Below are 24290 nucleotides of genomic sequence, written 5' to 3' on the forward strand. Positions count from 1 at the left end.
CCCGTTTCTTTACAGGCCGGCCGGACGGGTGGCGTCCGAGGGTGCGGGACGCTGCTGGTCCCCCGATAGCAGTAGGTACAGCACGGCCATGCGCACCGCCACGCCGTTGGCCACCTGGGCCAGCACGGTGGAGCGGGGCGAGTCGGCGGCCGCGGAGGAGATTTCCAGGCCGCGGTTCATCGGGCCGGGGTGCATGATGATGGTTTCGCCGGTGTCGCGGGCGTCCAGTGCCGCCAGGCGTGCGTCGTCGAAGCCCCAGAGCCGCGAGTATTCGCGGGTGTTGGGGAAGAAGGAGTCGTGCATGCGTTCGCCCTGCACGCGCAGCATCATCACCGCGTCGATGCCGCCGGCCAGCGTGGCGTCGAGGTCGTAGCTGATGGTGCACGGCCACACCTTGGATCCGTGCGGCAGCAGCGTGGGAGGGGCGACCATGGTCACCTCGGCGCCCAGGGTGCGAAGCAGCCAGAGGTTGGAGCGGGCGACCCTCGAGTGCAGGATGTCCCCGACGATGGCGACCTTCATGCCGGAAAGGTCCGAACCCAGCGAGGTGTGTCCATGCAGCGCGGACCAGTGGGTGCGCAGCGTGAACGCGTCCAGCAGCGCCTGGGTGGGGTGCTCGTGGGTGCCGTCCCCGGCGTTGACCACCGGGGCGTCGATCCAGTCGGTGGCTGCCAGGCGGGCCGGGGCCCCGGAGGCGCCGTGCCGGATGACCACCGCGTCGGCGCCGATGGCCTGCAGGGTCTGCGCGGTGTCCTTGAGCGACTCGCCCTTGGAGACCGAGGAACCCTTGGCGGAGAAGTTGATGACATCCGCGCTCAGCCGCTTGGCGGCGGCCTCGAAGGAGATTCGGGTGCGGGTCGAGTCCTCGAAGAAGAGGTTGACCACTGTCCGTCCGCGCAGCGCCGGGAGCTTCTTGACCTCGCGGGTGCCCACGGCGGCCATTTCCTCGGCGATGTCCAGGATGCGGATCGCATCGGCGCGCGAGAGATCGAGGGTGGAGAGCAGGTGCTTCATGCGTGGGCCTCGATGACGACCTCGTTGTTGTTGGCCCCGTCGACCTCGGAGAGGTGCACGCGCACCTTTTCGGTGGTGGCGGTGGGCAGGTTCTTGCCGACGTGGTCGGCGCGGATGGGAAGTTCGCGGTGGCCGCGGTCCACCAGCACCGCCAGGCGCACGATGCGGGGGCGGCCCAGGTCGGCGATGGCGTCAAGGGCGGCGCGGATGGTGCGCCCGGAGTAGAGCACGTCGTCCACCAGCACCACGACCTTGTCGTCGATGCCGGAGGCCGGAAGGCGGGTGGGCACGGGGGTGCGGGTGGTGGAGCGGCGCAGGTCGTCGCGGTACATCGTGACGTCGAGCTGTCCGGTGATGCAGGCGGGATCCAGGCCCGGGGTGGTGGCGGCGATGCGCTGCGCCAGGCGTTGGGCCAGCGGGAATCCGCGGGACGGGATGCCCAACAGCACCAGGTCCGCCACTCCCTTGTTGGCCTCGATGATCTCGTGGGCGATGCGGGTGAGAACGCGTTCGATGTCCTCGCTGGAGAGGACTATCCGGGCACTGACGGGCGCGAGGGCACGGTCCCGGGTGGGCTCGTTGCTCATGTGCGGCCTCCTTCCCCGCCTCACTGGACGGAATTTAAAGGTTGCTTGCTGGATCAAAATTATCATAGGCCGTGCCGCACGTAGGATTTGAGTCATGCGCGTTACCTCACACCCCCCGCAATCATCCCCGCACTCGGCCCCGCAGGACCCCTGGGCCTCCGCCGGTTCCCCCGCTTCCCCTGCGCTCCCGGGCCTGCCCGGGTCCGGTCCCCCGCCGGGGCACCGGCGCCGTTCCGGGTCCACTGCGGTGACCCTCGCGCTGGTGGCCTGCACCGCGGTGCTGCTGGGTGTGGGCTTCTTCCTGGCCGGGGTCTTCGGTTCCGGCACCGTGCTGTGGCTCGGCGCGCTGGCCATGGTGCCGCTGGCGCTGTGCCTGCTGGGGCTGCGCTGGGTGGATCGCTGGGACCCCGAGCCGCGCGCCCTGCTGGCGCTGGGGCTGCTCTGGGGCGCCGGTGCCTCGGTGGCCGGGGCCCTGCTGGTGGGGGACGTGTTCATGGAGCTGTTCTTCGACCCCGCGGGCCGTGTGGACCTTGACCTCTTCGGCGCGGTGGTGCAGGCCCCCATCGTGGAGGAACTGGCCAAGGGCGCCGGGGTGCTGCTGATCTTCTGGATCAACCGCTCCCACTTCGACGGTCCCATCGACGGGATCGTGTACGGCGGCATCGTCGGTGCCGGGTTCGCGTTCACCGAGAACATCTTGTACTTCGCCTCCAGCTACGTGGACCCGGGGGCCCCGGGCGAGCTGGTCTCGGTCTTCGTGCTGCGCGGGCTCTTCTCCCCCTTCGCCCACGTGATGTTCACCGCATGGACGGGTTTCGCGCTCGGTCTGTGTGCCGCGCGCGGCAAGCGCGGGCGCTGGCCGCTGTACCTGGTACTGGGCCTGCTGCCGGCGATGGTCGGCCACTTCCTGTGGAACGGCGGGGTCGGGATCTTCTTCGACAACTTCCTGAGCTTCTACTTCGTGCTGCAGGTGCCGTTGTTCGTTGCCTCGATCGTGGCCGTGGCGCTGCTGCAGCGCGGGGAGCGGAAGCTGGTCGAGCAGCGCCTGGACGAGTACCGGGCCGGCGGCTGGTTCACCGCCGCGGAGGTCCAGATGTTTGCCACACGTGCGGGCCGGCGCAATGCACGGCGCTGGGCGGCGGGCATCGGACGCAGCCGGCAGATGAAGGAATTCACCACCACCGCGATGAACCTGGCCGCGGTGCGCCAGCGAATCGTGGCCGGACACCCCGCGGGCACCGACTTCGCCCGGGAACTGGCGCTGCTGCACAAGTCGCACATGCAGCGGGCGCAGCTGCTCGCCCTGGCCTGAGCCGGGCATTTGGCACGGGCGTTCGGCGTGTCGATATGCAACACGCCGAACGCCCACAGATCCTGCCCGGCAGCCGGTAGGGCTACTGGAAGAGCTGGCCGACCCTCGACAGGGTGGTGATGACCCCGTACGCCAGCGGGATCCCGACCAACAGCCAGCCGAAAACCAGCCGCCCGGTGGAGGGGTCCACCGGGACGCCGGCGGGCCCTGCGGGATCAATGGCGTCATGTGGTTGCGCAGGCATCTAGGATCCTTTCCTGGAGGAAGCGAGTGCTTCCTCCGGCTCGTGGTACTTCGCATCGACCGGGCGGATGAGCGTGCTGGCGACGAAGCCGATGACCAGCAGCCCCACCATGGTCAGCAACACCGGCAGGTAGTTGTGTGCGTTCATCGTTCCGGGCTTGCCCTGGGCGTCCAACAGCCCGTTGACGATCAACGGCCCGGCAATGCCGGCGGCGGACCACGCGGTCAGCAGGCGGCCGTGGATCGCCCCGACCTGGAAGGTGCCGAAGAGGTCCTTGAGGTACGCCGGGGCGGTGGCGAAGGAGCCGCCGTAGAAGCTGATGATGACCACGGCCATCGCCACGAAGAGAAGCATCGAGCTGCCGCCGAAGAAGGCCAGCACCACATAGAAGAGCGCGCCGGCTCCGAGGTAGACCATGTAGATGCGCTTGCGACCGATCAGATCCGAGGCGCTGGACCAGATGAAGCGTCCCGCCATGTTGCCGATCGAGAGCATGCCCACGAATCCGGCGGCCACCGCGGCATTGACAGCGGAGTTCCCGTCGGCGCCGCGGAAGAAGTCCTGGATCATCGGGGATGCCTGTTCCAGGATGCCGATGCCGGCGGTGACGTTGAGGAACAGGACGGCCCACACCAGCCAGAAACTGCGGGTCTTGATCGCGTTGGCCGCCGAGACCTGCTTGGTGGTGACCATCGCCGAGACCTTGGCCTTCGAAGGATCCCAGCCGCGCGGCATCCAGCCGGGGGCGGGCACGCGGATGTTCAGCACCCCGTACATCATCACCGCGAAGTAGAGCACGCCCAGGGTCAGGAACAGCTTGCCGACCGAATTGCCCGAGGCGATCCAGTCGGCGCCGTCGGTTGCGGGGTTGAACCCGTCGAAGAACTTCAGCAGCGCGCTGGACATCGGGGAGGCGATCAGCGCCCCTCCCCCGAAGCCCATGATCGCCATGCCGGTGGCCATGCCCGGGCGGTCCGGAAACCACTTCATGAGCGTGGAGACCGGGGAGATGTAGCCGATGCCCAGCCCGATGCCGCCAATGAACCCGTAGCCCAGGTAGACCAGCCAGAGCTGTGAGGTGAAGATGCCGGCGGCACCGACCAGGAAGCCGGCACCCCAGAAGGAGGCGGCGACGAACATCGACTTGCGCGGCCCGCTGCGTTCGACCCAGGTGCCCATGATGGCCGCGGAAAGGCCGAGCATCACGATCGCGATGGAGAAAATGATCCCGATGGCGGTCTGCGAGAGGCCGAAGTGGCCAATGAGCGCGGACTTGTACACGCTGGTGGCGTAGGCCTGGCCGATGCACAGGTGCACGGCCAGTGCGGCGGGCGGAATCAGCCAGCGGTTGAAGCCCGGCGGGGCGATGGAGCGGGAGCGGTCGAGCCAATTCAACGTGTTCTCCTCTGTTCTAGGGTGGGCGCGAGTATCACCGGGAACAGAAACCATGTGATTGCCGGATTCCGTGACCCAAGCACTCAGTGTGGCACGATTCACAGGCCGGGCCGCGGCCCCGCGCCGAGGAATGGCGACTTGCCGCCGCGATGGGTGCCGCGAGAAGATGCGAAATGGTCACGGCTTGCCCTGCCGGTCCGGCCGCCGGGTCGCTTGGGGACCGGCATGCCGGTCAACGCACCGCGGCCGGCGGGATCCCGAAAAGTTCGGGTTCCCGCCGGCCGGCGGAGAGGTTCGTAGCGCGAGCCGCTAGGCCAGCAGTGTCGGCTTCATCTGCTGGATGCGTCCGAGCAGTCCGTTGACGAATTCCGGGGACTCGTCGGTGGACAGTTCGCGAACCAGCGAGACTGCCTCGGCCACGGCAACGCCGTCGGGAACGTCGTCGTTGAACAACAGCTCCCAGGTGCCGATGCGCAGCGCGGTGCGGTCCACAGTGGGCATGCGCTCGAGGGTCCAGCCCTTGGAGTAGGAGGAGAGGATCTCATCGATCCGGTCCAGCTCTCCCATGACGCCCTCGATGAGGGTCACGGTGTACTCGTTGATGGTGATGTCCGTGGCTTCACGGCGCAAACGCATGGCCGCCAGGGGCGAGACATCGCGTTGTTCGGCTTCAAAAAGGATGTCAAGTGCCCGGCGGCGGGCCTTGGCGCGGGCGCTCACTAGGAGACACGCCCCAGGTAATCGCCGGTGCGGGTGTCGACCTTGACCTTGGTGTTCTGCTCGACGAACAGCGGCACCTGGATCTCCTTGCCGGTCTCCAGCGTGGCCGGCTTGGTGCCGGCCGAGGAGCGGTCGCCCTGCAGGCCCGGCTCGGTGTAGGTGATTTCCAGGACAACCGACGGGGGCAGCTCGACGTACAGCGGGGAACCCTCGTGCATCGCGATGGTGGCGTTCTGGCTCTCCAGCATGTAGCCGGCGGCGTCTCCCACGGTGGCACCGGCGACGGTGATCTGGTCGTAGTCGCTCAGGTCCATGAACACGAAGTCTTCGCCGTCCTGGTACAGGTACTGGTAGTCGCGGCGGTCAACGGTGGCGGTCTCGATCTTGGCGCCGGCGTTGTAGGTCTTCTCCAGGACGCGGCCGGTGATGACGTTGCGCATCTTGGTGCGCACGAAGGCGCCGCCCTTGCCGGGCTTGACGTGCTGGAAATCGATGATGGTCCAGAGCTGGCCCTCGATCTTGAGGACCTGTCCGTTCTTGATGTCGGTGGTTGATGCCACGATCTACTCTTCTTCCGTATTTCGCCGCCGGCTCGCCCGGCGCGGAATCGCGCTGGCGGGCCCAGGCCGCCGCAAAGCGGCAACCCCGGGCGTGTTGTCAAAAATCCAAGATTCAGTTTAGCGCACCGGGGCGGTTGCCCGGGTAACTCCCGATGGTGATCTGCCGGACGTCGGCGCCCGGCCGGCACACGTGGTGTGTGCCGGCGGTGCCGTTGCTACTGCGCGGGGTGCTGGTGGGCCGGCGCGGCCACGGTTCCGGTGTGCTCGAGCACCGAGGCCAGGCAGGCGCGCGACGACTCGACCAGGTGGGCGTCGGCCCCTGCAGTGGTGCGCAGGTCAAGGGCCTTGCGGAAACGGTTGGTCGCGGCCAGCAGGTCCCCGGACTCCACGTAGGCGAAGCCCAGGTGCTGCTGCAGGATCGCCTCGTGCTCGGTGTCCTTGAACTCGGTCAGCAGCGCGCGCAGGCGGTTGATGGCCCTTGGCGCGTCGCCCGCGGCACGGGTCAGCGAGGTGTCAAGTACGCGCATGGCGAAGTCCTGCGGGTTTCTCAGGCGGGTCTCGGCGACCAGTTCGCTGGCGGCGCGCAGCTCGCCCTTGGCCAGCAGCACCACGACCTGCCAGGCGGCGGAACCGGTGCGCAGGGTTTCCTCGGCCAGGGCCGCGTCGGAAATCTCGTGGCGCATCAGCGACGGGTTCAACCGCACCCCGGGGATGCCCGATTCGATGTTTTGGCGCGGGGCACTGTCCAGTCCCCCGACGGGTACCTGCAGCAGCGCCTGGGTGTGGGTCAGGTCCCGATCCGGTGCGGTGATCATTGTGCAATCTCCTGGTAGGCGGCGAACAAGAGGGAAGTGTCGGGCACATCGAGCATGCGCGGGCTGCCGATCGCATCGAGCACCACGAAGCGCAACAGGTCGCCACGGGTCTTCTTGTCCCGGCGCATCCCGTCGAGCAGGGCCTGCCAGCGGTCCCCGCGGTAGGTGGTGGGCAGTCCCAGGGACTTCAGGATGGCCAGGTGGCGGTCGGCGACCGCATCCGAGGTGCGTCCCACGCTGCGGCCCAGCTCGGCGGCGAAGGCCATGCCGATGGACACCGCGGCGCCGTGGCGCATCGAGTAGCGTTCGACCAGCTCGATGGCGTGGGCCAGGGTGTGCCCGTAGTTCAGGAACTCGCGCTCCCCGGATTCACGCAGGTCGTTGGAGACGACCTTGGCCTTGACGATGATGGCTCGTTCGATCAGTTCGCGCAGGCGGGCGGAGGTGGCGTCGGTGGCGTCGGCGGGGTCTTCCTCGATGAGCTCGAGGATGCGCTCGTCGGCGATGAAGCCGCACTTGACGACCTCGGCCATGCCGGTGACCAGCTCGTTCTTCGGCAGCGTGGCCAGGGTGTCCAGGTCCACCAGCACGCCGGCCGGCGGGTGGAAGGCGCCGACGAGGTTCTTGCCCTCGGCGGTGTTGATGCCGGTCTTGCCGCCGAGGGCGGCATCGACCATGCCCAGCAGCGAGGTGGGGATGTGGATGACCTTGGTTCCGCGCAGCCAGGTGGCGGCGACGAATCCGGCCAGGTCGGTCACGGCCCCGCCGCCCACCGCGACGATGGCGTCCGAGCGGGTGAAATCGTTCTTGCCCAGCACCTGCCAGCAGAAGGAGGCGACCTCGATGTGCTTGCCCTCTTCGGCGTCGGGGATCTCGGCGACCATCGCGGCGTAGCCGGCGGCCTCGAGGTCGGCCTTGACGATGTCACCGGTGGCGCGCAGGGCGCGCGGGTGGATGATCAGCACCTTCTTGACGCGCTCGCCCAGCAGGCCGGGCAGGCGCCCGAGCAGGCCGTTGCCGACGATCACCTCGTAGTTCTCGGCAGGAGCCGATCCGGTGACGTTGATCGTCGTGGGTGCGGGGTTCATCGTTGGATCCTCCATGTGCTGCGTGGCGCGCCGGTCCCCGGCACCGACCGGGTCGGTGCGGTTGGGGGCTTGGGCTCGTGGGTGAATACGCGTCAACCGATTCTTCGCCGGTGACCAATTAGCCGTGCGGCGGGCGCGCGGATGCGTCCGTTGCTTGGCTTAAGCCTACGCGTTTGGGCGTCCGAGTTGGGGTTTCAGTGTCCGGCATCACGGTATGCGGTGAGGATCGCCTCGGCGATTTCTGCCGCGGTCCTCCCCCGGGTGTCGATGCACAGCGTCGCTGTCGCCTCGTAGAGTTCGCTGCGTTCGGCGAAGATCCGGCTCCACGATTCCAGCGGGGTGGCGCCGAGCAGCGGCCGGGTGGTGTCCGTGCCGATGCGCGGGCCGACGGTGGCCGCATCGGTCAGCAGGTACACCGCGAAGCCCGTGGCGATCAGGTCCCGGTTCCCGGCCGCGAGCACCGAGCCTCCCCCGGTGGCCACGACCGCCGGGGCGCACCGGTCGGCCGGCGGCCCCGGGGTGGCGGTGCCGGATGCGGCCTTGGCCTGCGGGCGCACGGCATCGGCCAGCGCCTGGGACTCGAAGCGGCGGAATCCGGCCTCCCCGTGGGCGGCGAAGATCTCGGGGATCGTGCCGTGGGCCGCAACGACGCGGGCGTCGGTGTCGATCAGGGTGGTTCCCAGCAGGCGCGCCAGGATCGCCCCGACCGCACTCTTGCCGCTTGCCATCGGCCCGATCAGGAAGATCGGCGTGCTCATGGGGTGCGAACCGACCCCAGGTTCCGCGGGATGGCCCCGAGATAGTTTTCCACGTTGCGCTTGACCTCGGTGATCGAGTCGCCGCCGAACTTCTCCAGCATGGCCTGGGCCAGCACCAGGGCGACCATGGCCTCGGCGACGACGCCGGCGGCCGGGACCGCACAGACGTCCGAGCGCTGGTGGTGCGCGGTGGTCTCTTCGCCGGTGGCGGTGTCGATGGTGCGCAGCGCGCGCGGGACGGTGGCGATCGGCTTCATGGCCGCGCGCACGCGCAGCACGTCCCCGATGCTCATGCCGCCCTCGATGCCGCCGGCCTTGTTGCCGGAGCGGTCGATGACCCCGTCTTCGCCGCGCACGATCTCGTCGTGCGCGGCCGAACCGCGGCGCGAGGCGGTAAGGAAGCCATCTCCCACCTCCACGCCCTTGATGGCCTGGATGCCCATCAGCGCACCGGCCAGGCGCGCGTCGAGCCGGCGGTCCCAGTGCACGTAGGAGCCCAACCCGGGGGGAAGGTTGTAGGCCAGCACCTCGACGATGCCGCCGAGGGTTTCGCCCTCCTTGTGGGCGGCGTCGACCTCGGCGACCATGGCCGCGGAGGTCTCGGAGTCGAAGCAGCGCAGCGGGTCGGCATCAAGGGCACGCACGTCGGCGGCGGTGGGCAGCGCGGAATTCTCCGGGGAGGCAACGGTGCCGACCGAGACGGTGTGGGACACCAGCTGGACGCCGAGCTGGGCCAGGAAGTTTGCTGCCACCGAGCCCAGGGCGACGCGGGCGGCCGTTTCGCGGGCGGACGCGCGCTCAAGGACCGGGCGGGCGTCGTCGAACCCGTATTTCTGCATGCCGGTGAAATCGGCGTGACCGGGCCTCGGTCGGGTAAGCGGCGCGTTGCGCGCCATCGATGCCAGTTCCTCGGGGTCCACGGCGTCGGGATTCATGACCTTTTCCCACTTGGGCCATTCGGTGTTGCCGACCTCGATGGCCACCGGGCCGCCCTGGGTGAGCCCGTGGCGGACGCCGCCGATGAAGGACACCGCATCCTGCTCGAACTTCATCCTCGCGCCGCGGCCATAGCCGAGGCGGCGGCGTGCCAGGGCATCGCGCACATCCTGTGAAGAGATGGCAATGCCCGCGGGCAGTCCCTCGATAATTCCAACCAATGCGGGGCCGTGTGATTCGCCCGCCGTCAACCAACGCAACATGCCCTCCATCTTGCCATGTCCCGGGGCCGTGATCAGGGCCGGGACAGCCCCACTGCGTCGCACATCACATTTGTGACGTGGTTCCAGTCCGCATGCTGGACACCGGAAAAGAGCTTGACCTGCTCCACTCCCTGGTAGAGCAGCATCGACAGCCCGCAGACGACGGTGCCGCCGGCGCGCTCCCAGGCGGTGGCGAGCACCGAGGGCCACGGGTCGTAGGCGACATCCAGCAGCACGGCGCCGGGGGCCAGGGCGCCGGGCACCGGGCCTCGTTCCGGGTCCAGACCCAGCGGGGCAACCAGGACGTCGGCGGCGTGCGCCGGGAGCGTGGAGATGACCGCCTCGTAGTGCGCCAGCCGCTGCCCGGCGACGGTGCTGTCGATCGCTTCGCATCCCAGCCCCAGGGATTGCGCCAGGTCCAGGGCGGCGGCGGCGCGCTGCGGGTTGCGCACCACCAGGTCCACCTGGGTGTGCCCGAGCTCGGCGCAGGCCTCCAGCGCGGCCAGCGCGGTGTTCCCGGCACCCAGGATCGCGGCACGGCGCGCGGGGCCCGGCGTGTCGCCGTGGCGGCGCGCGGGAAGCACACCGGCCATCGCCCCGACGATCCCGTCGACGTCGGTGTTGTGCCCGTACAGGTGCACGGCCCCGTCACGATGCTGGACCACCACGGTGTTCAGTGCCCCGAGCCGCTGCACGCGCTCGGAAAGTTCGTCCAGGTGCGGGATCAGCGCGTCCTTCATCGGCATGGTCACCGAGACCCCGACCCAGCCCGGTTCGGTGCGCAGGCGCTGGGCGAAGGCCGCGGCCTGCCCGGGGAGGGTGTCGATCGCGGTGTATTCGATGTCCACGCCCAGGGCGCGGTAGGCGCTCGAGTGCAGCAGCGGGGAACGTGAATGGGAGATCGGGTGGCCGAGCACCGCCGCGCGGCGGGCCCCGGTCACTTGCACACGTCCGTGTTGGCGGCGCACCAGGAACGGAATTCGTTCTGGTACACGCGGTGTTCGGCGTAGGTCCTGGCGAACTTCGTTTCCCCGGTGTTGGTGTTCACGGTGACCCAGTAGTAGTAGTCGTTGGGCGTCGGGTTGGCCGCGGCCTTGATGGCCGGGTCCCCCGGGGAACCGATGGGGGTCGGCGGGAGCCCCTTGTGCACGTAGGTGTTGTACGGGTTGCTCGCGTCGACCTTCTCCGCCCCGCTGATCTGCAGGGTGTAGCGGTCCAGCCCGTAGATCACGGCCGAGTCGACCTGCAGCAGGCCGTTGGTCTCGGTGTTGTTTGGGTGCAGGCGGTTTTCCAGCGCCCCGGCCACGGTGGCGTAGTCGTCCTTGCGGGCTTCGGCCTGCAGGATCGAGGCGATCTTGAGCACGTGGTATTGCTGCCCCGGGTCGGTGATGCCGTTGGCCTTCAGCGTCTTGGCGGTGGCATCGACCATGGCCTTGAGCACCGTCTTGGCGTCGGCGTCCAGCGGGAAGCGGTATTCGCCCGGGTGCAGGTAGCCCTCGAGGTTTGGGGCCCCGGAATTGATGCCGAAGGCCTTGGGATCCTCGGACAGGCCCTGGAGGTCCTCGAGTTTCAGGCCGGTGGACTTGGAGATTTCCTCGAGCACGCCGGACAGGCGGGTGTTTTGCTTGATGGCCACGTAGGAGACCTTGGCGGCGGGTTCGCCGATCAGGATCGTGGCGGCATCCAGGGCCGGCATCTCCTGGCGCAGGTCGTAGGTTCCGGGGTGGATTTCGCGGTTTTCGGCATCCACCAGTTGGATTGCTTCGAGGAAGAGCTTGTCGCTGGCGACGATGTCCCGGTTTTCCAGTTCTCGCCCGATTTGCTTCGGGCCCCAGCCGGACTTGACCTCGAAGGAGACGGCCGCGCCGCCGGGCGCCGGGAAGTCATGGGGGTTCAGGCGTTCCATGAGCCCCTGCAGGAAGAGAACAACGCCGAAGATGACGGCGCAGAATCCCAGCAGCACCGCCAGCACCACCCAGTTTCGGCGGCGGCGGCGGGTCTTGCGGGCCTTCGGGTCGGCGGCCATGGTGGTCAGGAACAGGTTTTCGCGTTCCAGCGACTCGTCGGGTTCCACCGTGTAGCCGCCGGTGCCGTCGTAGGGGGCCGCGGGCAGGTGTTCGACGTCGGGGTACCTGACGTCCCGGTGGCCCGCGTCGTAGTGGTCGGCGTCTTGATGGCCAACGTGGTGGGGATCGATGACGTGTTGGTCTGTGTCGTCGTTTCCCCTGCCGTGTGCCGCCGCGGATGCCTCGGGGTAGGCACGGGGGTCCTCGTGGCCCACCTGCCGCATTTCAACACCTGCGCCGTTGTCGCCCGGGACCTGCAGGCCTTCGGGGCCGCGGGCCGGGTAGGCGGAACCGGCTGCGTCGGTCTGCTCCTGGCGCGCCTCCCGGGTCTCCTGCTTCTGCACGGTCGGCGGGGTGGCCGGGCGGGCGGGGGGCCCCTGGGCGCCGGGCGTGGACAATGCCTGGGCCTGGGATGCCGCGGGATCCGCTACCGCCTCGGTGGCGCCGGTACGGTGCCGCGACGCGTCCTGGTCGAACGGGCCGGCGGCGGCCGATGCGCCGGGGGCCGGGACGACGGGCTTGCCGGTGGACGGCGCGGCGCGCGATGAATCGGGGGTGATGGCGCTTCGGGCCGCGGCGGACCTGTCACGCAACGGTGCGGCGTTGGCCCGCAGGGTCTGGCGCACGCGCTCGGCGGCGGCGCGCTGGGCCTCGATGGCTTCCTTGCGTGCCCGCTGCGCGCTTTGGGTCCGTGCCCGTTGCGCGGCGTCCAACGCCTTGGTGCGTTCCGAGGCCGCGGTCCGGGCTCGTTCCTCCGCAAGGACCTGGGCTGCCACTGCTGCCCTTGCGGCCTCTTCGCTGGCTGCGGTGGCGGCCGGCAACTCCAGGTTGCTCTCTTGGGACGCCGTCGCGGCGTCGGCCGGGGCTTGGTGCCCCGGGGCGGGCGCGGCATGGTGGTGGGCCGTGCCGTGGCGTGCGGGCAGTGGGTCACCGGCGGGGTTGCCGCCGGGAGCGGTTGCCGCCGCGGGGTCGGGGTCGGCGGACGGATCCCCCGCGGCCGGAGCCTGGGCCGCGGCGCGTTGGCGCTCGGCGTTTTCGCGCGCGGCGCGGGCGGCACGCCGGGGTGAAATCCCGGGTTCGTGGCGCGGAGAATCGTTGGACGATTCGTGTGTCATGCGGTTTTCTCCCTTGCCCGCAGGCAACGTAGTAGCCGAGGGGCGACGCAGGCCCGTGTCTTCAGCCGAATGAGATGTTATGCGATCGTAACCCAAAGCGGGGTCTGCGGGCAGCACCCCGGGGGCAGCGCGGCGTGCGCTCCCCCGGTCGGCTCCGCTGGTTTGTCCCGGTTCAGCTGCCATCGCCCGGCCCGAGGGTTCGGCCGTCGGCAAGCTGCCCGGGCGAGTGCTGCCCGTGGCGGCGCATTTCAAGCACTTGCTGGAGAATCTCCACGGCGGCGACCTGGTCGACCACCGCCCGGTGCTTGCGCCCGTCCAGACCGGCTTCGTGCAGTGCACGGTGCGCACTGACGGTGGTCAGGCGCTCATCGACCAACCTGACTTCCGCGACCACGTGGGCTCGGGACAGGGCGTTAGCCAAGTCGCGTGCATAATCGCGGGCCATGGTGGTGGAGGCCGTTTCCCCGCCGGACATCGACCGTGGCAGCCCGACAAAGATCTGGGCGACCTCGCGCTCGGCGGCCAGCTTGACCAGAGCCGAAATGTCGCTGGACTTCTTCAGGTCGCGCTTGAGCGTCTTGACGGGGGTGGCCAGCACCCCGTTGCGGTCTGACGCCGCGACGCCGACGCGGGCCATGCCCACGTCGACGCCCAGCAGCACCCCGGCAACCCCGGAATGTGCGGTTTCACCTGGCGCCGAGGTTATGACAGTTCCCGGATCGAGCGGACCATGGCTTCCAGGGCCTCGGCGGTCCTGGAGACATCCTGGCCGCCGCCCTGTGCCACATCGTCCTTGCCGCCGCCGCCGCCGCCAAGGATCTTCGCGGCGGTGCGCACCAGCGCCCCGGCCTTGGCGCCCTTGGCGCGGGCTTCCTCGTTGGTTGCAACCAGCACCAGCGGGCGTCCGTTGGACGCTCCGGTGAGGGCAACGGTGGATGCCTCCGAGCCGAGGCGGTCGCGCAGGTCAAGGGCCAAGGTGCGCAGCGCTTCGGCCGAGGGAACCTCGCCGACGTCGTGCGCCAGGACCTTGATGCCGTTGACCGTGGCGGACTTTGCCGCCAGGGCACCGGCCTGGGCGGCCAGTTGGGCCCCCCGCAGCTTCTCGATTTCCTTTTCGGCGTGGCGCAGCTTCGCGACGGTGTCGGAAATGCGTTCGTTCAGCTGTGCGGCAGGGACCTTGAACATCGCCGAGAGATCCGAAACCAGTGCACGTTCGGCGGCACCGTGGCGGAAGGCCTCCATGCCGACCAGGGCCTCCACGCGGCGGTTGCCCGAGCCCACGGAGGCTTCGCCCAGCAGGGTCAGCGAGCCGATTTGTGCGGTGGCGGCCACGTGGGTGCCGCCGCAGAGCTCGCGGCTCCAGGCGTCGTTGATCTCGACCATCCGCACGGTGTTGCCGTACTTCTCGCCGAACAGGCTCATGGCGCCGGCGGCGCGGGCCTCGGCCAGCGGCATGACGTTGGTGCGCACCTGGTGGTTGTTGCGGATGGCCAGGTTCACGACCTCTTCGATCTCATTGCGGGCCGCGGCCGACAGGGCCTCGGACCAGGAGAAGTCGAAGCGCAGGTAGCCGGCCTTGTTGAAGGAGCCGGACTGCAGGGCATCGGGGCCCAGGATCTCGTGCAGCGCCGCGTGGACCAGGTGGGTGGCGGAGTGCGCCTGTTCCCCGGAGTGGCGGCGGGTGCGGTCGACCTCGGCAAGCACCGAGGCGCCGGCGGGCAGTTCGCCCTCGCGCACGATTGCCTGGTGGACGTTCAGCCCGCGGATCGGGGCCTGGACGTCCAGGACCTCGAGCACGAAGCCGTCGCCGGTGATCAGTCCGACGTCGCCGGCCTGTCCGCCGGCCTCGGCGTAGAACGGGGTCTCGTTGAGGACCAGTTCGATCTGTTGGCCCTGTTCGGCCACCTCGACCAATGAACCATTGTGCACGATGCCGCGCACGGTGGATTCGCTGGTGAGTTCCTCGTAGCCGGTGAAGATGACGTCGCCGCGCTCGTGCAGCTGGGTGAAGACGGTCAGGTCCGCGTGTCCGGCCTTCTTGGCCTTGGCGTCCTTCTGCGCGCGGGTGCGCTGCTCGTTCATCAGCTCGCGGAACTTGGTTTCGTCGACGGCCAGGCCGGCCTCGGCGGCGATTTCCAGGGTCAGGTCGATCGGGAAGCCGAAGGTGTCGTGCAGTGCGAAGGCGTCCTCGCCCGAGAGCGAACCGCCCTTGGACTTGGAGACCTTCAGTGCTTCTTCCAGGCGGGTGGTACCCGATGCGATGGTGCGCAGGAAGGCGCGCTCCTCGGCGTAGGCGATGCGGGCGATGCGCTCGAAGTCGGTTTCGACGATCGGGTAGACGCCCTTCATGGCGTCGCGGGAGGCCGGCAGCAGCTCGGGCAGCACCGCGGTTTCCACGCCCATCAGGCGCATGGCGCGCACGGCGCGGCGGATCAGGCGGCGCAGCACGTAGCCGCGGCCCTCGTTGCCAGGGGAGACGCCGTCGGAGATCAGCATCAGCGAGGAGCGGATATGGTCGGCGACCATGCGCATGCGCACGTCGTCCGCGTGGTTCGGGTCCTTCGGGTCCTCGGTGGAGGTGTAGGCCTTGCCGGCCAGCTCCGCCGCCTTGTCGAGCACGGGACGGACCTGGTCGGTCTCGTACATGTTCTCGACGCCCTGCAGGATCATGGCCAGGCGCTCAAGTCCGAGGCCGGTGTCGATGTTCTTCTTGGGCAGTTCGCCCAGGATCTCGAAGCTGTCCTTGCCGGTGCCCTCGCCGCGCTGGTACTGCATGAACACGAGGTTCCAGATTTCGATGTAACGGGTGTCGTCCGCCTCCGGGCCGCCCTCGATGCCGTACTCCGGTCCGCGGTCGTAGAAGATCTCCGAGCAGGGGCCGGCCGGGCCGGGCTGGCCGGTGGACCAGTAGTTGTCCTCCATGCCCATCTTCTGGATGCGCTCGGCCGGGATGCCGATCTTGTCGCGCCATATCTCCAGTGCCTCGGTGTCCTCGTGGAAGACCGTGATCCACAGCTTTTCCGGGTCCAGGCCGTAACCGCCGTCCTCCAGGGAGCTGGTCAGCAGCTCCCAGGCATAGGAGATGGCGCCTTCCTTGAAGTAGTCGCCGAAGGAGAAGTTGCCGGCCATCTGGAAGAAGGTGCCGTGGCGCACGGTCTTGCCGACTTCATCGATGTCGCCGGTGCGGATGCACTTCTGGACGGAGGTGGCGCGGTTGTACGGTGGTTCTTCGCGTGCGGTCAGGTACGGAATGAACGGCACCATGCCGGCGACGGTGAACAGCAACGACGGGTCGGAGGAGACCAGCGAGGCGCTGGGAACCGCGGTGTGGCCCTTCGACTCAAAGTAGTCGATCCACCGGCGTGCAATTTCCTGCGATTTCATCGTTCCTCTTCGATCCCTTCGTGCTTACGGGCGCTGTGCTTGGGTGTGGCTTCCATGTCCGCTTCCCCCGTGGCCGGTTGGCCGGGGAACGGCATGCTGCCGGGTCCGCCATGGCGGCGGGCGCCGGAGTTCCACGACAATAAGTTTAGTGGTGGCTTGCGCCGGTTGTTTCATCCAGGCCCAGGGCCTGGCGCAATTCCGTTTCGCGTTCATTCATGCCGGTGCGGAAGGCCTCGGCCACTTCGTGCAGCGAATCGCTCATGCGTCCCACGGTGCGGTTCAGTCCGTCCGCGCTGGCAAGGTCCCTGGCTGCGGAAAGCTTGCGGGCGGCCAGGACGCCTACGCCGATACCGATGCCGACCCAGAATAGTTTCTTCATCTGCGGTTTCCTCGTTTCGTGGATGGTGGATCGTGCGCTGCACGGCATTTGACGGTTGCCGGCCGGCTCCGCTGCCCGATGTGAACGGGTGGATGGTTCCGGGGCGGCAGGCGCGGTGATGCCTCGGTGCTGGTCAGCGCGAGCGTCGGCCCTTGCCGGTCGGCCTGGTGCCAAGGGCCGAACGGACCCCGGCGGAGAAGGCGGCGACCTTGATCAAGGGACGGCCGACGGTGGCCGCGGTCAACGAGGACAGCGCGCTGATGTTGGCGGACGCATCGGAGACGTGCGAGGTGATGCCATCGACCTTGCGCAGCTGGTCATTGGTGGTGGCCACGGTGTTGGTGACCTCGGAAAGCAACGGGGTGGTGCCGTCGGACACTTCCCGCACGGCGGCGCGCAGCTCGTCGAACACCTTTCCGAGCTTCCAGATGGGGATGGCGAGCAAGGCCACCAGTACGGCGAAGACGCCTGCCGCAATCAGTCCGGCGATATCCGACCCTGTCATGTGCTTTTCCTCTACCGTTGGTGACGTGTGCTTTTCCACCTTACCGAATGGTTGGCGGTAGCACGGAACCGAAACGTCTTGGATAACACGAAGCCCGCGGCGCAGGGCCACGGGCTTCGTGTTGCAAACTGCATTCGTTGGGTGTGAACCCGGTGAATTTAGCGTGCGTAGTACTCGACGACGAGGTTCTCTTCGCAGGTTACGGGAACCTCGGAGCGCTTCGGCTTGCGGACGAGCTTGGCCTGAAGGGCCTCGAGCTTGACGTCCAGGTAGGCCGGAACGGCGGGGAGAACATCGCGGTGGGCGCCTGCAGCGGCGATCTGGAACGGGCCCATCTTTTCGCTACGCTCGTGAACGTGGATCAGCTGACCCTCGGACACGCGGAAAGAGGGACGGTCCACGCGGGCACCGTTGACCATGATGTGGCGGTGCACAACCAGCTGGCGGGCCTGGGCGATGGTGCGGGCGAAGCCTGCACGCAGAACCAGGGCATCCAGACGCATTTCCAGCAGGGCAACCAGGTTTTCACCGGTCTGGCCTGCGGTGCGCTTGGCTTCCTCGAAGGCACGGGTCATCTGTGCTTCGCGGATGCCGTACTGGGCGCGCAGACGCTGCTTTTCGCGCAGACGCACTGCGTAGTCGCTGTCCTGCTTCTTGCGGGCACGGCCGTGCTGGCCGGGACCGTACGGACGACGCTCCATGTACTTTTCAGCTTTGGGGGTCAGAGCAAGGCCGAGGGCTCGCGAGAGGCGAACCTTGCGGCGGGCACGAGTGTTGTTAGCCACGAGTGTCCTTATCTTTTGTGAGCGGCTGTTATTGGGTCTGGCCTCCATGATGGAGAGTTGTGGGAAACCGCATCCCTAGTCACTACAACTGCCACGGTGCGCACCGTCCGGAACCGAGGTTCCGGACGGTTTGCGGTTGGGCAGCTTGCCAGCCAAGGATCAATCCTACCACCGCACACAAACCCAAAGTGCACGCCCGGTGGCGGCCTGCCACGTGGGATGCGTCGTCTTCGCGGCGGATTACGGGCGTCGGCGGTCCTTGGCCCGGATGATGCCGCGAATGCGTTCGACGCGTTCGCCGATCCCGCGCTCTGCGCCGTTGGCGGTGGGCTTGTAGTAGTCCACACCCAGCAGGTCGTCCGGCGCGTACTGCTGGGTGGCCACCGAGTGCGGTGCATCGTGCGAATAGATGTACCCCTTGCCGTGGCCCAGCTGCTGGGCGCCGGCGTAGTGGGCGTCGCGCAGGTGCTTGGGCACGCCCCTGCCGCGGCCGGCCCTGACGTCGGCCACCGCGGCGTTGATGGCGTTGTAGGCGGCGTTGGATTTGGGCGCGGTGGCCAGGTGCACCACGGCGTGTCCCAGAATGAGCCGGGCTTCGGGCATGCCGATCAGCTGCACCGCCTGGGCGGCGGCCACGGCGGTTTGCAGTGCGGTGGGATCGGCCATGCCGATGTCTTCGGAGGCGCTGATCATGATGCGCCGGGCGATGAAGCGCGGGTCCTCGCCGGCCTCCAGCATCTTGGCAAGGTAATGCAGTGCGGCGTCCACGTCGGAACCGCGGACCGACTTGATGAAGGCACTGATGATGTCGTAGTGCTGGTCGCCTGCCTTGTCGTAGCGCTGGACCGCGGCATCCATCGCGCGCTCGGTGTGCTCGATGGTGATGACGATCTGGCCGGTGCGAGTCAGCGCACCGGTGCCGTCGGCGTCGTCATCGACAGCATCGCTGTCCTGGGTTGCGCCGGTGTCCGGGGCCGCGGCAGGTGGGACTGCGTCCGCGGGTTCGGCGGCTTCTCCGTCCGCGGGATCCTCGTCGGACCGGGCCTCGGGTGGAGCCGGGGCCGGCATATCGACCGTGTCCTCGGCAGGGACTTCCGCTGTGTCTTCCGTGCGGGCGGCCTGCAGCAATTTGGCGCGCTTGGCCAGCAGTCCGTGGGCCTCGGCGGCGCTCCAGGCCACGCCTGCCGCCGCTTCCAGGGCCGTCAGCGCGCGGCGGGCATCGCCCCCGGCCATCCGTACGAGGTGGTCCAGGGCGCCCGGGTCCAGGACCAGCTCGTCGTTGAAGCCGCGCACGTCGGCAAGGGCGCGGGTGATCAGCGCGGCGATGTCTCCCTCTTCCAGGGGACGCAGCGTCAGGAGCAGGGAGCGCGAAAGCAACGGGGAGACGACCGAGAAGGACGGGTTTTCCGTGGTGGCGGCGACCAGCACGACCCAGCGGTTCTCCACCCCGGGAAGCAGCGCGTCCTGCTGTGCCTTGTTGAAGCGGTGGATCTCGTCGAGGAAGAGCACGGTGGTGAAGCCGCGCAGGTCGCGATCCTCGAGCGCCTGGTCCATGACGCGGCGGACGTCCTTGACGCCGGCGGTGATGGCGCTGAGCTCCACGAAGCGGCGGCCCGGGGACCGGGCGATCACGTGGGCGATGGTTGTCTTTCCGGTGCCGGGAGGGCCCCAGAGGATGATGCTGGAGGGGCCGGACGGGCCCGGCCCGTCGATGCCGGCCAGTTGCCGCAGCGGCGACCCCGCCTTGAGCAGGTGTTGCTGGCCGACGAGCTCCTCGACCGAGCGGGGGCGCATGCGCACGGCCAGGGGTGCGCGCGGACGCACATGTTCTTCGTCGTTTTCCTCGTCGTCACCCAAGGCACTGAGCAGATCGTTCACTCCCCCAGCCTAGTTGAGCATCCGGGTGCCTGCTTCCAGTGTTGCCGACGCGGTAGTTTGCCGCTTCGCCGACGCGCCCGGACACCGTCTCGGCGTGCCAGTACTGCGGGCCCGTGTCTCGGCGGTTCACCCGCGGGTCGGGTCATCGGAGCGCGGCCGGAATGATGGTGGCCCGGGTGCTGTCGTGGTGTCGAGCCGTTGGGGCATGGGGGCGACCCCGCCGGCGGGAAGACAGCACCCGGGAGCTTGGTGTGGGACTGCGGGCTGGTTCTAGCAACGGCGTGTTCCTGGCGCCACCTCGAAGAGCGGCGCTTGGTAGCCTGCGGTGCGCAGCTCGGGGTGCCAGTAAAGGTTTCGTTGCGGTGCGCCGTGTGGCTGACCGGCTATTTCAACGACGTACGGCACGCCATTGATCGATCTGAGTTTGATCAGCCCGGCATGCACCTGCAAATGATGGTACTCACAGAGCATTGCCGAATTTTCCACGCTTGTTGGGCCGCCTTCGCTCCAGGGAATCACATGGTGGCATTCGGACATGGACGCCGGATGCTTGCACCCGGGGATGATGCAGCCGCGATCACGGATGGCGATGGCCCGGCGCTGGGCCCTGGTGAAGCCGCGGAGCTCGCGGCCCAGGTCCAGGACGGCGCCTTCGTCTCCCATGACCGCCGGCAGGATGTCTCCGTTGCAGGCGAGCCTCCGGACGTTGGCCGCTGAGATGGGCCGGTTGTGGTCGGTCAGTCCGGCTTCCTCGCATTGCCCGAGCAGGCTGCGGTAGCCGATCAGCACACCGATCTTCACGCGCATCCCGCCGGATGCGGCGATGTCGGTTCCGTTCATGGCCCCTGCACATGCAGCGATCAGCGCATCGAGCAATATCTGGGGGCTGGTGCGTGGATCTTGGCTGGTGAGCTGTTCCAGGCCCGAACCGTCCGGAGGCAGGCCGCAGGCGAACTCGCTGAGCGGAATTTGTGAGCCACTGGCACCCGCTGGCGTGGCCCATTCCGGGGCGGGGGTCCCGGCCGGGGAAAAGGTCGGAGTTCCGGAGGGCGAAGGGTAGAAGGTCCCTGGCTGCCGGGTTTCGCCTGTGGTGCCTTCACCGGCGGCTGCGCTCGGCGGGGCTTCCGTCGCCGGGTCCGGGTCCGGGTTTGCGGGAACCTTGGACGGGGTTCCGTCGCTGGTGTCGGGATCCAGCTCCTCGGGACACTGCTCCTGGCCTGCTTCGGGCCGGGGATCGCCTGCCGGATCTTGGCCGTCGACGGGGCCGGTCGGCACGCTCGGCATGGTCGGGAACCCGCCGGACGGGGGCCGATGGGTGGTGGAGGCGGAGAACGGTGGGGACTTCGTCGAGCGTGGATTGGTCCAAGCCTCGCAGAAGGAGAAGAGCACCTCGGAGTCCTCGGGGTCGCAGCGCAGCAGGTACTCGTCACTGCCGTCGCGGAAGCCGCGGTAGAACAATCCGCGCCGGGCACGGATTTCCTCGTCGCTGATGGGTGTGCCGTTTTCGGCCAGGAAGCCGCCCCAGTCACGCAGTGCCTGGCCGCAGGTCTTCGGGTCTCCGGTCCTGGCTTCGTGGGCCAGGGAGCCCTCGATGGCGGTGTTCACGTTTTCGGCGTCGGGCCGGGTCTTGATGCGTGGCTGCATGGACTCGAGCTGCCCTGCCATCGAGGCGAGGTTGGCGACGTCCGCGCTTCCGTCGGATGCCGCCTTGGCGAGGATCGGGTAGCTGGGGGCCGGTGGTGCTTCGTCGCTGCCCGCAGCGGGCGAGGCTACCAAGAGCTTGGATCCGTTGATCCGTCGGCGGGCTTCGCTGGTGGAAATGTGCAAGTGGGCCTGCATGTAGGCCTGGGTGTTGCGATGCGGGGCCATGCCCTGGCGCAGTTCCCCGGCTGGGATGCCCGCGGTTCCGTCGGCCAACGGGCCGGGCTGCGCGACGAGTTGGTCGATGTGCTGGGCGGTGACCGGGTCCAGCCGGTGGACCTCGGCCGCGTCGGCTCGCCGGGTGATGAGCAGTTGGGCGTAGGCGATGGCCCGGTGGCTGCGCTCAACCAGGCCCATCATGGCCGCGGCCGCGGCTGCATCCAGCGGCACCAAGGCCAGCTGCCCGGTGGCGGCGGACAGGGCAAGAGCCGCGGCGGCCAGTTGCTGGCCAAGTTCCGCGGTGCCCATCTGCCCTGTCCGGGGCGCGGATAGTGATGTGCCCATGTGCACGAGTCTGCGCCTTGGGGGGTGCTTCCGCCTCCGAAAGGCGCCAATTGTGCGGGGAAGTGGGCGGGTGTCCCCAGGCCGGTCTCAAATGGGTGGACGGGGGCGCGAATCGGTAGAGTCGATACGTCCGTGCTCGAGCGGGTGGCACATGGTGCCGCCGTGGCGGGCCCTGACGTGAAGAACCAAAAGACGTGAAGAAGCAAAGGTGGATGCATGAAGGCAGTGTTGCAGGTGGTTTCCCGGGCCTCGGTCGAGGTCGAGGGATCGGTCGTCGGGAAGATCGACGGGCCCGGCCTGGTGGTGTTGCTGGGCGTGACCCATGGCGACTCCCCGGCACTGGCGGCGAAGCTGGCCGCGAAGGTGTGGCGGCTGCGGATGCTCGAGGGCGAGAAGTCGTGCGAGGACCTGGCCGCCCCGCTGCTGGTGGTCAGCCAGTTCACGCTCTACGGGGATGTGCGCAAGGGGCGCCGGCCGGGATGGACGAATGCGGCTCCGGGCGCGGTGAGCGAGCCGCTATATGAGGAGTTCATGGCGCAGCTGCGCGCGCTGGGTGCGCACGTGGAGTCGGGCGTGTTCGGGGCGATGATGGAGCTGTCGCTGGTGAACTCGGGTCCGTACACGCTCATCGTCGACACCGACGAGCTGCCGGGCTAGGTTTCGCCGGGCGACCCGTTGGCAAACGATCAGTCCTCGTCGTTGCCGGCCAGGGTGCGGGCATCGGCGCGGCGTTCGTGCTGGCGCGCGGTGGCTTCGGCATTGATCCGGGTCGGGCGCCAGGAAAACACCACCATGACGGCCAGGCAAAGCCACATCGCGGACTGGATGAGAAGCCAGGCGGTGACCGGGCCCTCGAGGTAGGCGGCACCGATGGTGAACCCGAAAAACGCAACAATCAGGCTGAATCCGGCACGGCGCAACAGGATTCCGCGCTTGGGGACCGTGCGTTCGGCCGCGGCAAGCTGCGCGGCAAAAAGCTCAACGTTGCCGAACTCCTCCGAGGCGGTCCCGGAGGTGGATTGGGCGCGGTGTCCCCTGGCCTCGGCCAGGGCCCGCGCGGCTTGGTCGCGGGTGAAGAGGTAGCGGCCGCGGAGCAGGTTTGAGGCGCGGGTGAAGTACCGCTCGTCATCCCAGACGGCATCGTCGACCAGCTCCCGGTCCTTGCCCTGGGGCAGCTTGAACCCGATGGCCCCGAGGACCAGGCCAGCGATCGGCATCGCCCAGTTGGGCGGTCCCTCCGGCTCGAAACCGCCCAGGAACACCATCAACGCGATGGTTCCGGCGACCCCGGCCAGGACTCCCGCCCAGATCGCCCACGGCGCCCGCAGGTTTCCGCGGGTGCGCAGCAGCCAACCCCAGACCCCGATGGCCGTGAGCACGAAGAGCAAGGGGAAGAGCAGCAGGACCGGGCCCGCGAAGCTGTCTTCGCCCCAGCCGTCGGCGAATCCGGTCCAGATCCCGAGCACCACCAGCAGCATTCCCAGGCCGGCGAGCAGGGCCGTGAATGCACCGGCGGCATTGCGGAAGGGCAGGGCGCCTTCCAGCACCTGGGTCGCGGCGCGGTTGCGCCGACCCACGCCACGCCCGTAGTCGACGGGGCCGCCGAAGAGCTCTTCGGCGCCTTGCCCGCTGGAGGCCATGGACTCGCGCACCAGCGCCAGCTCCTTGGTGATGGCGGCCTCCGGTGCATCGGCGAAGAACATGGCTCCCGCTGCGAGGTTGGCCCAGTCGCGCTGGGATTCGGGCCAGAGCTCGACCTCTGCGCCCCAAGCGGTGTCGTTGCCGTGCGTTGCGCTCATGCCGGTCCTCCATCGTCGATTCCTGCGTTTTTTCCGGATCCCGTCGTGGATCCCGGGCGGGTTGGCCGGATCATGCGCGCAGCACCGCTTCCTGGAAGAAGGCCCAGAGCTCGCGCTGGGATGCCAGGTGGCCGCGGCCGGTTCCGGTGAGCGTGTAGACCTTGCGCCCCGGTGCCCCGTCGCCGTCCTCCCAGGTGCTCTCCATGTACCCGGCGGCCTCAAGCTTGACCAGGGCAGGGTAGAGCGTGGCGCCCTTGATGGGCGAGAACCCGCGGGCCTCCAGGATCTGGCCGAGGGCGTAGCCGTGGTTGGGGCCCGCCTCCAGCGCGTCGAGCAGGCTCAGCGGCAGCAGCGCGCGTTGCCAGGTGCCGGGGAATTCCTTGCCGCCCCCTAGCATGGCCGCTCCCCCGTTTCCGGGAGGCGCCGGTGGCCCGGGCGGGACGTCGGGTGGCCGCCGTGCGGCTGGTTTGGGGTCGTGATGT

Annotated in this window: 23 protein-coding genes; 2 read left to right on the plus strand and 21 right to left on the minus strand. The window is 68.6% G+C overall.

Annotated elements, in window-relative coordinates; genetic code table 11:
• Nucleotides 1-9 precede the first annotated feature (9 nt).
• Both DQ353_RS08785 and pyrR read right to left on the minus strand, forming a co-directional pair.
• The gene (locus DQ353_RS08785; protein ID WP_113762382.1) at nt 10-1014 is read right to left on the minus strand and encodes an aspartate carbamoyltransferase catalytic subunit; all 1005 of its coding nucleotides are present in this window, start codon (nt 1012-1014) and stop codon (nt 10-12) included.
• Nucleotides 1011-1601: a bifunctional pyr operon transcriptional regulator/uracil phosphoribosyltransferase PyrR gene (gene pyrR, locus DQ353_RS08790; protein ID WP_113762383.1), complete on the minus strand. Its 591-nt coding sequence runs from the start codon at nt 1599-1601 to the stop codon at nt 1011-1013. The genes DQ353_RS08785 and pyrR overlap by 4 nt, the downstream gene beginning before the upstream one ends.
• A 94-nt stretch (nt 1602-1695) precedes the next feature.
• On the opposite strand from pyrR, the gene DQ353_RS08795 reads away from it, so the two are divergent.
• A complete protein-coding gene (locus tag DQ353_RS08795; protein WP_286166694.1) occupies nt 1696-2913 on the plus strand; it encodes a PrsW family intramembrane metalloprotease in 1218 nt (405 codons plus the stop codon).
• An 82-nt stretch (nt 2914-2995) separates the two neighbouring features.
• Here the strand turns inward: DQ353_RS08795 and DQ353_RS21605 are convergent, their stop codons facing one another.
• The 17 genes from DQ353_RS21605 to DQ353_RS08875 all read right to left on the minus strand — a co-directional run bounded on the left by DQ353_RS21605 (nt 2996) and on the right by DQ353_RS08875 (nt 22009).
• Nucleotides 2996-3157, minus strand: coding sequence for an MFS transporter small subunit (locus DQ353_RS21605; protein WP_181578309.1), 162 nt, complete (start codon nt 3155-3157; stop codon nt 2996-2998).
• A complete protein-coding gene (locus DQ353_RS08800; RefSeq protein ID WP_113762384.1) occupies nt 3158-4552 on the minus strand; it encodes an OFA family MFS transporter in 1395 nt (464 codons plus the stop codon).
• A 309-nt stretch (nt 4553-4861) separates the two neighbouring features.
• Complete coding sequence (nusB, locus tag DQ353_RS08805) at nt 4862-5272, minus strand: transcription antitermination factor NusB (RefSeq protein ID WP_113762385.1); 411 nt, start codon at nt 5270-5272, stop codon at nt 4862-4864.
• Nucleotides 5272-5832 (minus strand): elongation factor P, encoded by a 561-nt coding sequence (efp, locus tag DQ353_RS08810; RefSeq protein WP_071215093.1) that lies wholly within the window; start codon nt 5830-5832, stop codon nt 5272-5274. Before efp ends, nusB begins: the two co-directional genes overlap by 1 nt.
• A gap of 215 nt (nt 5833-6047) precedes the next feature.
• Nucleotides 6048-6647 carry a hypothetical protein gene (locus DQ353_RS08815; protein ID WP_113762386.1) on the minus strand — a complete coding sequence of 200 codons (600 nt, stop codon included), beginning with the start codon at nt 6645-6647 and terminating at the stop codon, nt 6048-6050.
• A complete protein-coding gene (gene aroB / locus DQ353_RS08820) occupies nt 6644-7735 on the minus strand; it encodes a 3-dehydroquinate synthase (RefSeq protein WP_113762387.1) in 1092 nt (363 codons plus the stop codon). Before aroB ends, DQ353_RS08815 begins: the two co-directional genes overlap by 4 nt.
• Before the next feature lie 194 nt (nt 7736-7929).
• A complete protein-coding gene (locus DQ353_RS08825; protein WP_113762388.1) occupies nt 7930-8493 on the minus strand; it encodes a shikimate kinase in 564 nt (187 codons plus the stop codon).
• The gene (aroC, locus tag DQ353_RS08830; RefSeq protein WP_113762453.1) at nt 8490-9692 is read right to left on the minus strand and encodes a chorismate synthase; all 1203 of its coding nucleotides are present in this window, start codon (nt 9690-9692) and stop codon (nt 8490-8492) included. The genes DQ353_RS08825 and aroC overlap by 4 nt, the downstream gene beginning before the upstream one ends.
• A 32-nt stretch (nt 9693-9724) precedes the next feature.
• Nucleotides 9725-10639, minus strand: a complete 915-nt coding sequence (locus tag DQ353_RS08835) for a shikimate dehydrogenase family protein (protein ID WP_353616675.1) — start codon at nt 10637-10639, stop codon at nt 9725-9727.
• Nucleotides 10630-12873: an endolytic transglycosylase MltG gene (mltG, locus tag DQ353_RS08840; RefSeq protein WP_113762390.1), complete on the minus strand. Its 2244-nt coding sequence runs from the start codon at nt 12871-12873 to the stop codon at nt 10630-10632. The genes DQ353_RS08835 and mltG overlap by 10 nt, the downstream gene beginning before the upstream one ends.
• A 172-nt stretch (nt 12874-13045) precedes the next feature.
• Nucleotides 13046-13534 carry a Holliday junction resolvase RuvX gene (ruvX, locus tag DQ353_RS08845; RefSeq protein ID WP_113762391.1) on the minus strand — a complete coding sequence of 163 codons (489 nt, stop codon included), beginning with the start codon at nt 13532-13534 and terminating at the stop codon, nt 13046-13048.
• 41 nt (nt 13535-13575) lie between these two features.
• A complete protein-coding gene (gene alaS / locus DQ353_RS08850; protein ID WP_113762392.1) occupies nt 13576-16257 on the minus strand; it encodes an alanine--tRNA ligase in 2682 nt (893 codons plus the stop codon).
• 145 nt (nt 16258-16402) lie between these two features.
• Nucleotides 16403-16636: a hypothetical protein gene (locus tag DQ353_RS08855; protein ID WP_113762393.1), complete on the minus strand. Its 234-nt coding sequence runs from the start codon at nt 16634-16636 to the stop codon at nt 16403-16405.
• 133 nt (nt 16637-16769) lie between these two features.
• Nucleotides 16770-17141, minus strand: coding sequence for a DUF948 domain-containing protein (locus DQ353_RS08860; protein WP_113762394.1), 372 nt, complete (start codon nt 17139-17141; stop codon nt 16770-16772).
• A gap of 158 nt (nt 17142-17299) precedes the next feature.
• Nucleotides 17300-17926 carry a 30S ribosomal protein S4 gene (rpsD, locus tag DQ353_RS08865; protein WP_113762395.1) on the minus strand — a complete coding sequence of 209 codons (627 nt, stop codon included), beginning with the start codon at nt 17924-17926 and terminating at the stop codon, nt 17300-17302.
• Nucleotides 17927-18166: 240 nt separating this feature from the next.
• A complete protein-coding gene (locus DQ353_RS08870) occupies nt 18167-19804 on the minus strand; it encodes a replication-associated recombination protein A (RefSeq protein ID WP_502696390.1) in 1638 nt (545 codons plus the stop codon).
• 270 nt (nt 19805-20074) lie between these two features.
• Nucleotides 20075-22009 carry an HNH endonuclease signature motif containing protein gene (locus DQ353_RS08875; protein ID WP_146755226.1) on the minus strand — a complete coding sequence of 645 codons (1935 nt, stop codon included), beginning with the start codon at nt 22007-22009 and terminating at the stop codon, nt 20075-20077.
• Between the two features lie 216 nt (nt 22010-22225).
• Here DQ353_RS08875 and dtd point away from each other — a divergent pair, with 216 nt between their 5' ends.
• The gene (gene dtd / locus DQ353_RS08880) at nt 22226-22666 is read left to right on the plus strand and encodes a D-aminoacyl-tRNA deacylase (protein WP_113762397.1); all 441 of its coding nucleotides are present in this window, start codon (nt 22226-22228) and stop codon (nt 22664-22666) included.
• A 29-nt stretch (nt 22667-22695) separates the two neighbouring features.
• Here dtd and DQ353_RS08885 read toward each other — a convergent pair whose 3' ends face one another.
• Nucleotides 22696-23808 carry a hypothetical protein gene (locus DQ353_RS08885; RefSeq protein ID WP_113762398.1) on the minus strand — a complete coding sequence of 371 codons (1113 nt, stop codon included), beginning with the start codon at nt 23806-23808 and terminating at the stop codon, nt 22696-22698.
• A 70-nt stretch (nt 23809-23878) separates the two neighbouring features.
• Nucleotides 23879-24205: a PadR family transcriptional regulator gene (locus DQ353_RS08890; RefSeq protein ID WP_113762399.1), complete on the minus strand. Its 327-nt coding sequence runs from the start codon at nt 24203-24205 to the stop codon at nt 23879-23881.
• Nucleotides 24206-24290 lie beyond the last annotated feature (85 nt).

The organism is Arthrobacter sp. AQ5-05 (assembly GCF_003287975.1).
Classification (GTDB): Bacteria; Actinomycetota; Actinomycetes; order Actinomycetales; family Micrococcaceae; genus Paeniglutamicibacter.

What these genes read in the sequence shown, in the direction of transcription:
- DQ353_RS08785 (WP_113762382.1), bottom strand. Translation starts at nt 1,014, where the DNA reads ATGAAGCACCTGCTCTCCACCCTCGATCTCTCGCGCGCCGATGCGATC.
- pyrR (WP_113762383.1), bottom strand. Translation starts at nt 1,601, where the DNA reads ATGAGCAACGAGCCCACCCGGGACCGTGCCCTCGCGCCCGTCAGTGCC.
- DQ353_RS08795 (WP_286166694.1), top strand. Translation starts at nt 1,696, where the DNA reads ATGCGCGTTACCTCACACCCCCCGCAATCATCCCCGCACTCGGCCCCG.
- DQ353_RS21605 (WP_181578309.1), bottom strand. Translation starts at nt 3,157, where the DNA reads ATGCCTGCGCAACCACATGACGCCATTGATCCCGCAGGGCCCGCCGGC.
- DQ353_RS08815 (WP_113762386.1), bottom strand. Translation starts at nt 6,647, where the DNA reads ATGATCACCGCACCGGATCGGGACCTGACCCACACCCAGGCGCTGCTG.
- aroB (WP_113762387.1), bottom strand. Translation starts at nt 7,735, where the DNA reads ATGAACCCCGCACCCACGACGATCAACGTCACCGGATCGGCTCCTGCC.
- DQ353_RS08825 (WP_113762388.1), bottom strand. Translation starts at nt 8,493, where the DNA reads ATGAGCACGCCGATCTTCCTGATCGGGCCGATGGCAAGCGGCAAGAGT.
- aroC (WP_113762453.1), bottom strand. Translation starts at nt 9,692, where the DNA reads ATGTTGCGTTGGTTGACGGCGGGCGAATCACACGGCCCCGCATTGGTT.
- mltG (WP_113762390.1), bottom strand. Translation starts at nt 12,873, where the DNA reads ATGACACACGAATCGTCCAACGATTCTCCGCGCCACGAACCCGGGATT.
- alaS (WP_113762392.1), bottom strand. Translation starts at nt 16,257, where the DNA reads ATGAAATCGCAGGAAATTGCACGCCGGTGGATCGACTACTTTGAGTCG.
- DQ353_RS08855 (WP_113762393.1), bottom strand. Translation starts at nt 16,636, where the DNA reads ATGAAGAAACTATTCTGGGTCGGCATCGGTATCGGCGTAGGCGTCCTG.
- DQ353_RS08860 (WP_113762394.1), bottom strand. Translation starts at nt 17,141, where the DNA reads ATGACAGGGTCGGATATCGCCGGACTGATTGCGGCAGGCGTCTTCGCC.
- DQ353_RS08875 (WP_146755226.1), bottom strand. Translation starts at nt 22,009, where the DNA reads ATGGGCACATCACTATCCGCGCCCCGGACAGGGCAGATGGGCACCGCG.
- dtd (WP_113762397.1), top strand. Translation starts at nt 22,226, where the DNA reads ATGAAGGCAGTGTTGCAGGTGGTTTCCCGGGCCTCGGTCGAGGTCGAG.
- DQ353_RS08885 (WP_113762398.1), bottom strand. Translation starts at nt 23,808, where the DNA reads ATGAGCGCAACGCACGGCAACGACACCGCTTGGGGCGCAGAGGTCGAG.
- DQ353_RS08890 (WP_113762399.1), bottom strand. Translation starts at nt 24,205, where the DNA reads ATGCTAGGGGGCGGCAAGGAATTCCCCGGCACCTGGCAACGCGCGCTG.